The 11746-nt window shown below is 74.5% G+C and carries 13 protein-coding genes; 9 read left to right on the top strand and 4 right to left on the bottom strand.

What is annotated here, in order from left to right:
• Nucleotides 1–8: 8 nt before the first annotated feature.
• The gene (locus tag ACFVUY_RS18790) at nucleotides 9–2318 is read left to right on the top strand and encodes a transglycosylase domain-containing protein (RefSeq protein ID WP_387731132.1); all 2310 of its coding nucleotides are present in this window, start codon (nucleotides 9–11) and stop codon (nucleotides 2316–2318) included.
• Nucleotides 2319–2412: 94 nt separating this feature from the next.
• On the opposite strand, the gene ACFVUY_RS18785 is transcribed toward ACFVUY_RS18790, so the two are convergent.
• Entirely contained in the window at nucleotides 2413–3426 is a 1014-nt protein-coding gene (locus ACFVUY_RS18785) for an asparaginase (protein ID WP_387731624.1), read from the bottom strand.
• A gap of 242 nt (nucleotides 3427–3668) precedes the next feature.
• On the opposite strand from ACFVUY_RS18785, the gene ACFVUY_RS18780 reads away from it, so the two are divergent.
• Nucleotides 3669–4319 carry a GntR family transcriptional regulator gene (locus tag ACFVUY_RS18780; RefSeq protein ID WP_387731130.1) on the top strand — a complete coding sequence of 217 codons (651 nt, stop codon included), beginning with the start codon at nucleotides 3669–3671 and terminating at the stop codon, nucleotides 4317–4319.
• 91 nt (nucleotides 4320–4410) lie between these two features.
• Here the strand turns inward: ACFVUY_RS18780 and ACFVUY_RS18775 are convergent, their stop codons facing one another.
• Nucleotides 4411–5022: a hypothetical protein gene (locus tag ACFVUY_RS18775; RefSeq protein WP_387695488.1), complete on the bottom strand. Its 612-nt coding sequence runs from the start codon at nucleotides 5020–5022 to the stop codon at nucleotides 4411–4413.
• A 40-nt stretch (nucleotides 5023–5062) separates the two neighbouring features.
• Entirely contained in the window at nucleotides 5063–5611 is a 549-nt protein-coding gene (locus ACFVUY_RS18770; protein WP_387731128.1) for an RBBP9/YdeN family alpha/beta hydrolase, read from the bottom strand.
• 256 nt (nucleotides 5612–5867) lie between these two features.
• Between ACFVUY_RS18770 and ACFVUY_RS18765 the strand changes: the two genes are divergently transcribed.
• From ACFVUY_RS18765 to ACFVUY_RS18755, 3 genes are all read left to right on the top strand, one after another.
• On the top strand, nucleotides 5868–6434 hold the full coding sequence (locus tag ACFVUY_RS18765; RefSeq protein ID WP_359912504.1) for a DJ-1/PfpI family protein: 567 nt from the start codon (nucleotides 5868–5870) through the stop codon (nucleotides 6432–6434).
• Between the two features lie 195 nt (nucleotides 6435–6629).
• Nucleotides 6630–7937 carry a serine hydrolase domain-containing protein gene (locus ACFVUY_RS18760; protein WP_387731125.1) on the top strand — a complete coding sequence of 436 codons (1308 nt, stop codon included), beginning with the start codon at nucleotides 6630–6632 and terminating at the stop codon, nucleotides 7935–7937.
• Nucleotides 7938–7994: 57 nt separating this feature from the next.
• Nucleotides 7995–8513, top strand: coding sequence for a gamma carbonic anhydrase family protein (locus ACFVUY_RS18755; RefSeq protein WP_359912510.1), 519 nt, complete (start codon nucleotides 7995–7997; stop codon nucleotides 8511–8513).
• A gap of 27 nt (nucleotides 8514–8540) precedes the next feature.
• On the opposite strand, the gene ACFVUY_RS18750 is transcribed toward ACFVUY_RS18755, so the two are convergent.
• Nucleotides 8541–9734, bottom strand: a complete 1194-nt coding sequence (locus ACFVUY_RS18750; protein WP_359912513.1) for an MFS transporter — start codon at nucleotides 9732–9734, stop codon at nucleotides 8541–8543.
• A gap of 199 nt (nucleotides 9735–9933) precedes the next feature.
• On the opposite strand from ACFVUY_RS18750, the gene ACFVUY_RS18745 reads away from it, so the two are divergent.
• From ACFVUY_RS18745 to ACFVUY_RS18730, 4 genes are all read left to right on the top strand, one after another.
• Nucleotides 9934–10179 carry a DUF2277 domain-containing protein gene (locus tag ACFVUY_RS18745; RefSeq protein ID WP_359912516.1) on the top strand — a complete coding sequence of 82 codons (246 nt, stop codon included), beginning with the start codon at nucleotides 9934–9936 and terminating at the stop codon, nucleotides 10177–10179.
• Nucleotides 10180–10192: 13 nt separating this feature from the next.
• A complete protein-coding gene (locus tag ACFVUY_RS18740) occupies nucleotides 10193–10429 on the top strand; it encodes a DUF6296 family protein (RefSeq protein WP_359912519.1) in 237 nt (78 codons plus the stop codon).
• Between the two features lie 67 nt (nucleotides 10430–10496).
• A complete protein-coding gene (locus tag ACFVUY_RS18735) occupies nucleotides 10497–10781 on the top strand; it encodes a DUF427 domain-containing protein (protein WP_387695493.1) in 285 nt (94 codons plus the stop codon).
• A 46-nt stretch (nucleotides 10782–10827) separates the two neighbouring features.
• Entirely contained in the window at nucleotides 10828–11706 is an 879-nt protein-coding gene (locus ACFVUY_RS18730) for a hypothetical protein (RefSeq protein ID WP_387731121.1), read from the top strand.
• The last annotated feature ends 40 nt before the right edge of the window (nucleotides 11707–11746 follow it).

Here is an 11746-nt window from a genome sequence, read left to right as displayed (position 1 = left end):
TTCGATCTATGTCACCGAAGAGCCGCATACCCGCCGCCTCGGACCCGGGCGACACCTGGGTGCCGCGCCCGAGGCGCCGCGAGACCCCGCTCGGCATCCTGGGCCACGCGGCCACCTTCCTCGGCGCCAGCGTGCTGGGCGGCATCCTGCTGGCGGGCCTGATCCTCCCGGCGGCCGGGGCGGTCGGACTCGGGGCGAAGAACGGCGCCGAGGGCTTCGAGAGCATCCCCGACGACTTCAGGACCCCGCCACTGAGCCAGGCGACCCAGATCTTCGACGCCAACGGCGGTCTGATCGCCAAGGTGTACGAGCGCGACCGGACCGTCATACCCGCCGACCAGATGTCCCCGCTGATCCGTACGGCGCAGGTCGACATCGAGGACGCCCGGTTCTACGAGCACGGCGCCGTCGACCTCAAGGGCATCCTGCGCGCGATCACCAAGAACGCGGAGAGTGGCGCCGCCGTCCAGGGCGCCTCCACCCTGACCCAGCAGTACGTCAAGAACGTCAACGTCGAGAAGGCCGGGGACGACCCGGACGCGGTGCGCGAGGCGCAGCGCAAGACGCTCGGCCGCAAGATCCAGGAACTCCGGTACGCCATCAAGCTGGAGGAGGACCTGACCAAGGAGCAGATCCTCACCAACTACCTCAACATCACCTTCTACGGCCACCAGGCGTACGGCATCCAGGCCGCCTCCCAGCGCTACTTCGGCAAGGACGCCAAGGACCTCGTCCTGCCCGAGGCGGCGATGCTCGCCGGGCTGGTGCAGAACCCGTCCCAGTACGACCCGAAGCTGCACCCGGTGGCCGCCCAGAAGCGCCGCGACACCGTCATCGACAAGATGGTGGAGAACAAGCACATCACCGCGGAGCAGGCCAGGGAGGCGAAGGCCGCCCCGCTCGGCCTCAACTACAAGGACCCGCGCAACGGTTGCATCACCGCCCAGGCCGGGATGGGCTTCTTCTGCGACTACGTGCGCCACGTGGTCAAGCAGGACCCGTCGTTCGGCAAGAGCGCGGCGGAGCGCAAGAAGCTGTGGGACACCGGCGGCCTGAACATCTACACCACGCTGGACCCGGACAAGCAGGCCGCGGCCCAGAACGCCGTCTCCACCAAGGTGTACGTCACCGACCCGGTCTCGGCCGCGATGACGATGGTCGAGCCCGGCAGCGGCAAGATCCTGGCGATGGCGCAGACCCGCCCGTACGGCCTGGCCAAGGAGAAGAACGAGACCGTCGTCAACTACAACGTGGACGCGGCGATGGGCGGTGGCATCGGCTTCCAGCCCGGCTCCAACTTCAAGCCGATCGTGGCCGCAGCCGCCCTGGAGGCCGGGCTGTCGAAGACCCAGCGGTACGACTCGCCCAACCGGATGGACTGGCCGACGATGCGGACCTGCGACGGCACCTGGAAGAACCTCAGCAAGGGGAAGAAGGAGGGGACCATCCCCAACGAGAGCACCTCCGAGGTCGGCCCGTACGAGCTCAAGCAGGCCATGGCGCTCTCCGTGAACACCTACTTCGTGCAGATGGAGCAGGAGATCGGCCTCTGCGCGGTCAAGCAGATGGCCAACAAGCTGGGCATGGAGGGCAAGGCCGACGGCTCGGCGCTGCAGGAGGTGCCGGCGCTCGGCCTGGGCACCCAGGAGGTCAGCCCGCTGACCATGGCCAACGTGTACGCGACCTTCGCCGCCCGGGGCACCTACTGCACGCCGATGGCGATCAACCGGATCACCACGGTGGACGGCGCCGACGTGCCGGTGCCCCCGGCCCGGTGCACCCCGGTGATGTCCGAGGACACCGCCGACGTGATCAACAGCGTGCTGCTCGGGGTGACCGAGAAGGGCGGCACCGCGCGGGACCTCGGCCTGGACGACCGCCGCCAGATCGCCGGCAAGACCGGGACGACGGACGAGAAGAAGTCGGCCTGGTTCACCGGCTACACGGGCAACCTGGCGGGCTCGGTCTGGCTGGGCAGCCCCGGTACCAAGGTGCCGATGCGCAACATCCGGATCGGCGGCAAGTACCAGGCCGAGGTCTTCGGGGCCACCGGCCCCGGCCCGATCTGGCAGCAGGCGATGAGCGACGCGGTGCGGAGCATGCCGGAGAAGGACTTCACCACCGTCTACATCCCGGACCCGGTGCGGCGGGACACCAACTGCCCCACTCCCGGCGGCACGCCGGGCTCGGCCGGCTGCACCGTCGCCCCCGCCACCGGCGGCCCGGGGAACACCGGCAGGCCGCGCGGGGGCACCCCGACCCCCGGCCGCACCGGGCCCTTCGCCCCGCCCGGCACCGCGGACCCCGAGGACCGGTGAGCCGCCCGGCCCCGCACGAGTACCCGTACTCGTGCGGGGCCGCGGCGCGCGGGCGGACGGGGGTGCCGCCGTGCGTCCGGGCGGCGGCAGGCCGTCAGGCCGTCGGAGCGGTGGTGACGGGCTCGGTGGTGCCGGGCTCGGCGGGCCGGAGCGGCGAACCGTCCAGGAGCGCCCGGGCCGGGCGCACCGCGCCGACCGGTTCGCCGTGTCCGAGGACGGGGACGACGGCCAGTTCGGCGAGGGTGTCGTCGGTGTCCACGGGGACGCCGAGCCGTCGCAGCGCGGCGGCCAGCACCACGGGACGGGCCCGGGTGGAGCCGTCCGCGATCTTGAGCGCGACGGCGGAGCCGTCGGGCAGCGCCAGGGCGTAGACCCCTTCCGCGCCGTCCTTGGCGACCGAGCCGGGAAGCGCGCGCATCAGGCGGGTCACGTCCCGACCGGTCCCGCCGACGTACTCGGCGTGCCGGTTCATCGCCCGGGCGACCCGCCGTTCCGGGGATCCGGCGGGGCCGGTCGCCAGTGCGGCGAAGGCCCGGGCCAGGCCGCGGTAGCCGATGGCGAACAGGGGGGCTCCGCAGCCGTCCACGCCGGTCGCGGCGACCTTCTCGCCGGCCAGGTCCTCGACGGTGTCGCGCAGGGCCCGCTGCAGGGGATGGCCGGGGTCGAGGTAGGTGGCCGTGTCCCAGCCGTTGGCGACGCAGGTGGCGAGCATCGCGGCGTGCTTGCCCGAGCAGTTCATCGTCAGCGCGGTGGGGCCGCCGCCGGCCGCCAGGTGGTCCCGCAGTGCGGCTTCCCCGATGGGCAGCGCGGCCGTGCACCGCAGAGCGCCGGTGTCGAGGCCGGCGCCCCCGAGGATCTCGCGGACGCCGTCGAGGTGGAAGGCCTCGCCGGAGTGGCTGGCGCAGGCCAGGGCCAGCAGTTCGCCGTCCAGGTCGAGTCCGGCCCGCAGCATGCCGAGGGCCTGGAGCGGCTTGTTGGACGACCGGGGGTACATCGGGCGGTCGGTCTCGCCGACGCTCAGCACCGTCCGCCCGTCAGGACCGAGTGCGAGGACCGTCCCGTGGTGCACCGACTCCAGGAAGTCACCTCGCCACACCTCCGCCACCATCGCGTGCACAGCGCATTCCCCTCTCCTCGGCCCCACGGCCGAAAGGACGACTCGAAGTGTCAACAGTTATCACTTTAACGTGGTCCGCGCCGGTGCCCCCGCCGGGTGCTGACATACTCGGACGCGGCCCTGTGCCACCGTCGGCCGCCGACGCCACGGCGCTCCGGCCCATCACCCCGGGCACACCCCCCGACCTGGCCGGACGACAGCGGCGGCCAGTCCCGAACGGACGGACACCACCCATGCCAGAGACCCTCCGGCGCGGCCTGGCGGGCCAGCTCGTGGGCACGCTCCGCGAGCGCGTCCTCACCGGCGAGATCCCGTCCGGAACCCGGATCAACGAGGTGGAGGTCGCCCGCGAGCTGGGCATCAGCAGGGGGCCGCTGCGCGAGGCCATCCGGCAGCTCGTCAGCGAGGGCCTGCTCGTGCACGTGCCCAACAAGGGCGCCGTCGTCTTCGAGGCCGGCCCGCGGGAGGTCGAGGCCCTCTTCGAGCTGCGGTCCGCGCTGGAGACCGCCGCCGCGCGCCTGGCCGCCGAGCGGCGCGACCGCAAGGACGTCACGGCCCTGCGCCGGGCGTGCGAACAGTCGAGGAAGCTGATGAGCGGGGGCCGCCGGTTCGCCCACCGCAGCAGTCTCGACTTCCATCAGGCGCTGCTCGACGCGGCCCGCAGCCCCCGGATCGCCGAACAGGTGGAGCGCGTGCACCAGCAGATCGCGGTGCTCCGCAGCCGGCACAACGTGCCGGCCTCGCACACCGAGGCCTCGATAGCCGACCACGAGCACCTCGCGGAGGCCGTCGCCGAGGGCCGGGCCGACCGCGCCGCCGAGGTGATGGCCCGCCACCTCGACCGGGTCCGGGAGCAGATGATCGCGCACATGACGGAGCAGTGACGCCCAGCTGCCCAGCTGCCCACGGGCGACGGGCGACGGGCGACGGGCGACGGGCGACGGGCGACGGGCGACGGCCTCGGGCCGGGCCGGGCTACCGCGCCGCGACCGGCTCCCCGCTGTCCTGGTCGAGGTTGAAAACCCGCCGGTAGGAGTCGGTCACCACGGTGATCTGCGCCCGCCCGGTCCAGCTCGCCTCCACCAGCCGGGCGTCGCCCTGGTCCCTGCCGACGTCCGCCAGCGACCAGCGCCGGGCCGACCAGCCCTCACCGCTCTCCAGCAGCACCTGCCAGTGCTCGCCCGACTCCGGCCCGGTGGCGTACGAGCGGTGCACCACCACCAGGGCGCGCTCGGCCCCGGCCGGGGCGTCCTCCCGGCTGCGGGTCTCGGCCGCCGACACCTTGTGCGCGGCCACCACGCCGAGCAGGAACACCACCCCGGCGGTCACCGTGACGGCCCGGGTGGCCGTCCGCACCGCGGCCCGCAGGTCGCCCAGCCAGGCGGCCGCGATCAGCGCCGCCAGCGCGCCGCCGAGCAGCAGCTCCGGCCGGTTGAACAGGTCGGCCACCAGCATCCGCCCGCCCGACCGGCTCTCCCACTGCCCCTCGGTGTAGAGCAGCACGGCGGCCAGTCCGCCGGCCGCCAGCAGCCGGACCAGGACGCGCCTGGACCGGGACGTGCGTCGGTTCGTCGTCCCCCGGTTCATCGTCCCTCCGCCCCCGTTCCCCGTTCCCCCGTGGTCGCGGTCACAGCTCGGCGAGCAGCTTCCGGCCCTCCGGCCAGTCGCCCAGTCCGGAGTCGGAGTTGAGGTGCCCGTACGCGCCCGGCTCGACGTACCGGGCGCCCCAGGCGGCGGCGAACGCGCGGGCCCGCTCGGGGGAGACCCACGGGTCGTCGGTCGAGGAGACCACCACGGCCGGGAACGGCAGGGGCTCCAGCGCCACCGGGCGGAAGCCCACCAGCTCCGGGACCTCGGCGGTGTCGACGTCCGCCGGGGCCACCAGCAGCGCGCCCCGGACGGCGGCGGTCCGCGCGCCGACGGCGGTGGCCGCCCAGTGGGCCGCCGTGACGCAGCCCAGGCTGTGGGCGACCAGTACCACCGGGCCCCGGGCGGCGGCCTCGGCCACCGCCGCGTCCACCCGGGCCACCCAGTCCGTCCGCTCCGGGTGGTCCCAGTCCGCCTGTTCGACCCGGCGGAAGGAGTCCGGCTCGGCCGCCTCCCAGCGGGTCTGCCAGTGCTCGGGGCCGGAGTTCTGGTAGCCGGGCAGGACGAGATAGGTGGTGCGGTCGGGCATGGGCTTCTCCGGGAGGGGGACGGTCGTGGGCAGCAGGATTCTAGGACCCGGGCCGCCGGCCTCCGCAGCCGGGCGTCCCACCGGCGCTCACTCCCCGCAACCGGCGCGCGCACGTCCGCATGCGCTGTTGCGCGCCCGGTGCGCCCCGTTGCCAACGGTGACCCCGGTACGGGAGGTTGGACCGGGCCCGGGCCGGCTGCCACCGCCCGGGGCCCGTACCCGACCTGAGGCTCGACCACGTGGAGGGATGTCGGCGATGACATCGAAGATCCTGCTCGTCACCGGGGACGCCGCCGAGTCACTGGAGGTGTTCTACCCGTACCAGCGGCTGCGCGAGGAGGGCTACCAGGTCGACATCGCGGCCCCGACGAAGAAGCGCCTCCAGTTCGTGGTGCACGACTTCGTCGAGGGGTTCGACACCTACACCGAGAAGCCCGGCTACACCTGGCCCGCCGACGTGGCCCTCGCCGACGTCGACCCGGCCGACTACGTGGCCCTGGTCATCCCCGGCGGCCGCGCCCCCGAGTACCTGCGCAACGACCCGGACGTGCAGCGGATCGCGCAGCACTTCTTCGCCGAGGACAAGCCCGTCGCCCAGATCTGCCACGGCCCGCTGATCACCGCCGCCGCCGGCGTGCTGAACGGCCGCCGCACCTCGGCCTACCCGGCACTGGCCCCCGACATCAAGGCGGCGGGCGCCGAGTTCGTGGACGGCGAGGCCGTGGTGGACGGCACGGTCGTCTCGGCCCGCGCCTGGCCCGACCACCCGGGATGGCTGCGCGCCTTCGTCGAGGTCCTGCGCACCAAGGCGCCGCTCGCCTGACGCGTCCCGGAGCCGTACCCGGAGCCGCACCCCGAGCCGTCTCGGGGTACGGCTCCGGGGCCGTTCCGGGTTCGCTCCGGGTCGGACCCCGCCCCCAGGCCGAGGACCGGCGGCGGAAGGCCTGGCAGAGTGTCAGAAGTCGGGGCCCGCGCTCCGGTTGACGACTCTGCCACGACCCAGACCAGGGAGGCCGGCATGACCGCCGCCCCGACCGTTCCGTCCACCGCCCGGACCGCGCCGACCACCGGGCGCCGCCGGCCGATCCTGCGCACCGCCGTCGCGGCCGCCGTCGGCGCGGGCCTGCTGGTCGCGCTCGCCCCCGCCGCCGTCGCCCGGCCCGCCGCCGGTCCGGCCGCCGCCGGGTGCGGAGGCCCGCACGGCTCCGCCGCCGTCCGCGCCGGCGCCGTCGCGACCCCCGAGGGCCGCGCCGACTGGGAGGCCGCCGACGCCGCCCTCGCCGGGATGACCGACCCCGGCTACGCGACCTCCGCCCTCGCCGCCGTCCGCCAGGACGGCCGGGTGGTCTGGCGCAACGCCACCGGCGTCGCCGAACTCGCCACCGGCGCGCCCGCCGACCCCCGGGGCTCCTTCCGGATCGGCAGCGCCACCAAGCCCTTCGTCGCCACCACGCTGCTCCAACTGGTCGGCGAGCACCGGCTGGACCTCGACGACCGCCTGGAGTGCCTGCTGCCGGGCGTCGTCCCCAACAGCACCGCGATCACCGTCCGGCAACTGCTCAACCACACCAGCGGCGTCGCCGACTACACCCAGGACCAGGCCTTCGACTTCCGGCGGCCGCAGTGGCTCGACGGCGGCCGCTTCCGTCACTACGGCCTCCAGGACCTGGTGGACATCGCCAACCGGTACCCGTCCGCCTTCCCGCCCGGCCGGGACTGGCAGTACTCCAACACCAACTACATCCTGATCGGGATGATCATCGAGAAGCTCACCGGCCACAGCTGGAACGAGGAGGTGACCCGCCGGATCATCCGCCCGCTCGGCCTCACCGGCACCTGGATGCCCGGCGACTCGCCCTTCCTCCCCGGCCGGTACGCCCACGGCTACTACAAGGCCGACACCGGCCCGGTGGACGTCACCCTGTTCAACCCCTCGATGGCCGGCCCCTCCGGCGCCGGCGTCTCCACCACGGCCGACCTGACCGCCTTCCTCGACGCCCTGCTCGGCGGCCGCCTGCTGCGCCCGGCCGAACTCGCCGCCATGCAGCAGACCACCGCCAACGGCGAGGGCCGCAGCTACGGCCTCGGCCTGCAGCGCCTGGACACCCCCTGCGGCTCCTTCTGGGGCCACGCCGGCGGCATCCCCGGCTACAGCACGATGATGCTCGGCTCGGCGGACGGCAGGCGCGAGTTCGCCGCGAACGCCACCGTCTACGACGCCCCGGACGACGCCGTCAACGCCGCCTGGAACAAGGTGATCGAGACCGCGCTGTGCGGAGCCCGGCCGGCGGCCGCCGGAACCGACCTCGCCCGCACGGCGCCGTGACCGACCCCCTACGCTGACCGGCGGGCGAACGGCCCACCGTCACCAGGAGGACGAGACATGGCAGAGCCGCTGATCGCCGCCGTCGGGGGCAGGGTGCCCGCCGTCGACCCGGGCGCCTTCGTGGCGCCGAACGCCGTCGTGGTCGGGGACGTGACCGTCGCCGCCGGCGCCGGTGTCTGGTACGGCGCGGTGCTGCGCGGCGACGCCGAGTCGATCAGTGTCGGCGCGGGCAGCAACATCCAGGACAACTGCACCCTGCACGCCGACCCGGGCTTCCCGCTGGTGGTCGGCGAGCGGATCTCGGTCGGCCACAACGCCGTGCTGCACGGCTGCACCGTCGAGGACGACGTGCTGGTGGGCATGAACGCCACCGTGCTCAACGGCGCCCGGATCGGCACCGGCTCGCTGGTCGCGGCCGGCGCGGTGGTGCCGCAGGGCATGGTCGTCCCGCCCGGCTCGCTGGTCGCCGGCGTCCCGGCCAGGGTCCGCCGGGAGCTGACCGAGGACGAGAAGGCGGGCATCAGGGCCAACGGCGCCGGCTACCAGCTGCTCGCCGAGGCCCACCGGGAGATATGAGGCCCACCGGAAGACACCGGGCCAGCCCTAGGCGGTGGTCATCGCGGCCGCCGCCGGTTCCGTCGCCACGGGGGCGGGCCGGCGGCGGTCGACCACCCAGGCGAGCACCGCGATCAGCGTCCCCGCGGCGGCCAGGACCGCGCCGACCAGCGTCGGCGCGGTCCAGCCGAGCCCGGCGTCCAGCGCCAGCCCGCCGAAGTACGCGCCCTGGGCGTTGGCCAGGTTGAAGGCGCCCTGGACCGTCGCCGAGGCGAGGGTCGGCGCGCTGCGCGCCTTCCGGAGCACCAGGGTCTGCACGGCCGGCACGATCGCGAAGCCGAACAGCCCGATCAGCACCACCGTGACGGCCGCCGACCAGCGGGCGTGCGCGGTCACCGCGAACAGTGCCAGGGTGGCGGAGAGCAGCACGAAGGCCGCGCACACGGTGGGGCGCAGCGCCCGGTCGGCGGCGAACCCGCCCAGCACGTTGCCGATCGTCATGCCGACGCCGAACAGCGCGAGCACCAGGGTCACCGAGCCGGTGGCGTAGCCGGAGACGTTGGTGAGCAGCGGGGCGATGTAGCTGTAGCAGGCGAAGAAGCCGCCGCAGCCGAACACCACGGTGGCCAGCGCCAGCCAGAGCTGCCCGCTGCGGAAGGCCCGCAGCTCGTTCCGGAGCCCGGACTGGCCGGAGGAGGGCAGCGCGGGCACCAGCCGGGCGATGGCGAGCGTCCCGGCGGCCGCGATCAGCACGACCACCAGCATGGTCGCCCGCCAGCCCAGGTGCTGGCCGAGCAGGGTCGCGGCCGGGACGCCGACGATGTTGGCGACGGTCAGGCCGGAGAACATCACGGCCACCGCCCGGGCCCGGCGGTCCGGTGCGACCAGCTCGGCCGCCGCCACCGCGCCCGCCCCGAAGAAGGCGCCGTGCGGCAGCCCGGTGATCAGCCGGGCGGCGGCCAGGGTCCAGAAGTCCGGCGCCACCGCGCACAGCAGGTTGCCGGTCGCGAACAGTCCGGCCAGCGCCACCAGCACCGCCTTGCGGGGCCGCCCGGCGGCCAGCGCGGTCAGCAGCGGCGCACCGACCACTACCCCCAGGGCGTACGCCGAGATCAGCCAGCCCGCCTGCGGGATGGAGACGTGGAGGCTGTCGGCGACCTGGGGGAGCAGCCCCATGGCGGCGAACTCGGTGGTTCCGATGGCGAACGCGGTGACGGCCAGCGCGAGCAGCGCGAGAGGCAAGGGGGTGACTCCGGAGTGATGCCGACGGACCGGGGAAGCGCGCGGCGGGACGAAGGTGGAACCGAGGTGGGACGGCGGTGGCACGGTGATGGGACGAATTCGTTCGTCCGGCATCCTAATCCGGCCGGATGACGGCGCTGTGAGGTGCGTGTGACGAAAGGGGGTCGCCGACACGGCTCCCGCGCGCGAGACTGGGAGCATGTGCCGCAACATCAAGACGCTGCGACCCCCCGTCACGCCCGACGCCGACGAGGAGGACTTCCACGCCGCCGCGCTCCAGTACGTCCGCAAGGTCTCCGGGTTCCGCGCCCCCGCGGCGCACAACCGGGAGGCCTTCGACCGGGCGGTGGAGGCGGTCGCGGAGGCCACCGCCCGGCTGCTCGCGGAACTGGAGGTCCGCGGCCCGCACACGCGGGCCGCCGTGCCGGCCGAGGCCGCCGGGTAGGCAGGAGCGTGTGATGAAACCCGCCGAGCGCTATGCCCTCACCTTCCCCGGGACGCCGGGCACCCAGGCCCCGCAGGACGTCGTGGTGGTCACCCGCACCGACGCGAGCGGGCCGGGCGGCCATCCGGTGTACGAGGACGAGAGCGGCATCGTCCGGGCCGAGATCAGCGGCACCGGCGAGGTCCGGATGCTCGCCAGCGGCGGCCACCAGAGTCCCCACGTGCCGGTGCACGCCCACCCGCTGACCTGACCGGCGCGGCTGGACCGCCCGGAACCGGGAAGGGGTGAGGTCACCCGTGGTCGGGAACAATCGCCGTATGACCACAGCGAGTTGGCAGGGCGTCGTCATCGCCGAGAGCGACGACACCGTCGTCGTCGAGGGCAACCACTACTTTCCGGCCGAGGCGGTGCGCGCCGAGTACCTGCGCCCCTCGGACACCACCACGGTGTGCGGCTGGAAGGGCACCGCCGGCTACCACACCCTGGAGGTGGACGGGCGGACCAACCCGGACGCCGCCTGGTTCTACGCCGACCCCGAGCCCGGGGCCGAGCACGTGCGCGGCCGGATCGCCTTCTGGCGCGGGGTGGAGGTCGCCGAGTGAGCGGCCCAGGGCCGTGCCGTCGTCGCGAAAGGGGCACCGGGTTCCCATGGCAGTCTTCCGCAGGCCGGGCCGCTCCCGGCCGGCTCCCGAGCCGGATCTGAGCGAGCAGCTCGCCGAACTGGTCGAGGAGTCCGAGCAGCCCGTCGGTCCGGTCGCCGAGTACGCCGCGAAGCAGCGCGGCCGCGGCCGGACCGTGGTGCTGCACACCGCCCGGCTGCTCGGCCACGGCGGGCGGGCCGCCGCCAGGGGAACGGCCAAGGGCGCCGCGTACGGCGGCCGGGCCCTGACCGAACAGCTGGTGCGGACCGCGCCCCGGATCCCGGTGCGCGACCTCGCCACCCTGCGGGCGCAGCACCCGGACGCGGCCTTCCCGGAGCAGCTGGCCGACCTGCTGGTCACCGGCGCCGTCCGGGCCTCCAGCGCGCTCGGCGCGGGCGTCGGCGCGGCGGCGATGCTGCCGGTGCCGCCCGCGATGCCGCTGGAGATCGCCGCCGAGACGCTCGCGGTGGCGGCCGTGGAGATCAAGCTGATCGCCGAGCTGCACGAGGTCTACGGCACTCCGGCGCAGGGCGGTGCCACCCAGCGGGCCGGCGCCTACCTCGGCGCCTGGGCCAACCGCCGGGGGATCGACGCGAACCTGCTGGTGCGGCCGGCCGGCTTCGCCGCGCTGGCGATCAGCTCGGAGGTGCGCCAGCAGGTCCGCCGCCGGCTGACCCGCAGCTCGCTGCGCCACCTGCCGGCGGTGATACCGCTGCTGGTCGGCGCCGGCATCGGCGCGACCATGAACCGCCGCGACACCCGCCGGCTGGCCGGCGAGGTGCGGGCGGACCTGCGCGAGCGCCGCCCGGCGGACGGCGGCTACTGGGCCGAGGCCGCGCCGGTGCCGAAGGGCGGGGCGGTGGAGGCCGACGGGAAGGCTCCGTAGCGGCGAGGAGCAGGACGGCGCGCCCGGGACCGGTCCCGGG

Origin of the sequence: Kitasatospora sp. NPDC058063 (genome assembly GCF_042885395.1) — a bacterium.
GTDB classification, from domain to species: Bacteria; Actinomycetota; Actinomycetes; order Streptomycetales; family Streptomycetaceae; genus Kitasatospora; species Kitasatospora lactacystinica.
This window is presented reverse-complemented; position numbering and strand designations above follow the sequence as displayed.

What these genes read in the sequence shown, in the direction of transcription:
- ACFVUY_RS18790 (WP_387731132.1), top strand. Translation starts at nt 9, where the DNA reads ATGTCACCGAAGAGCCGCATACCCGCCGCCTCGGACCCGGGCGACACC.
- ACFVUY_RS18785 (WP_387731624.1), bottom strand. Translation starts at nt 3,426, where the DNA reads ATGGTGGCGGAGGTGTGGCGAGGTGACTTCCTGGAGTCGGTGCACCAC.
- ACFVUY_RS18780 (WP_387731130.1), top strand. Translation starts at nt 3,669, where the DNA reads ATGCCAGAGACCCTCCGGCGCGGCCTGGCGGGCCAGCTCGTGGGCACG.
- ACFVUY_RS18775 (WP_387695488.1), bottom strand. Translation starts at nt 5,022, where the DNA reads ATGAACCGGGGGACGACGAACCGACGCACGTCCCGGTCCAGGCGCGTC.
- ACFVUY_RS18770 (WP_387731128.1), bottom strand. Translation starts at nt 5,611, where the DNA reads ATGCCCGACCGCACCACCTATCTCGTCCTGCCCGGCTACCAGAACTCC.
- ACFVUY_RS18765 (WP_359912504.1), top strand. Translation starts at nt 5,868, where the DNA reads ATGACATCGAAGATCCTGCTCGTCACCGGGGACGCCGCCGAGTCACTG.
- ACFVUY_RS18760 (WP_387731125.1), top strand. Translation starts at nt 6,630, where the DNA reads ATGACCGCCGCCCCGACCGTTCCGTCCACCGCCCGGACCGCGCCGACC.
- ACFVUY_RS18755 (WP_359912510.1), top strand. Translation starts at nt 7,995, where the DNA reads ATGGCAGAGCCGCTGATCGCCGCCGTCGGGGGCAGGGTGCCCGCCGTC.
- ACFVUY_RS18745 (WP_359912516.1), top strand. Translation starts at nt 9,934, where the DNA reads ATGTGCCGCAACATCAAGACGCTGCGACCCCCCGTCACGCCCGACGCC.
- ACFVUY_RS18740 (WP_359912519.1), top strand. Translation starts at nt 10,193, where the DNA reads ATGAAACCCGCCGAGCGCTATGCCCTCACCTTCCCCGGGACGCCGGGC.
- ACFVUY_RS18735 (WP_387695493.1), top strand. Translation starts at nt 10,497, where the DNA reads ATGACCACAGCGAGTTGGCAGGGCGTCGTCATCGCCGAGAGCGACGAC.
- ACFVUY_RS18730 (WP_387731121.1), top strand. Translation starts at nt 10,828, where the DNA reads ATGGCAGTCTTCCGCAGGCCGGGCCGCTCCCGGCCGGCTCCCGAGCCG.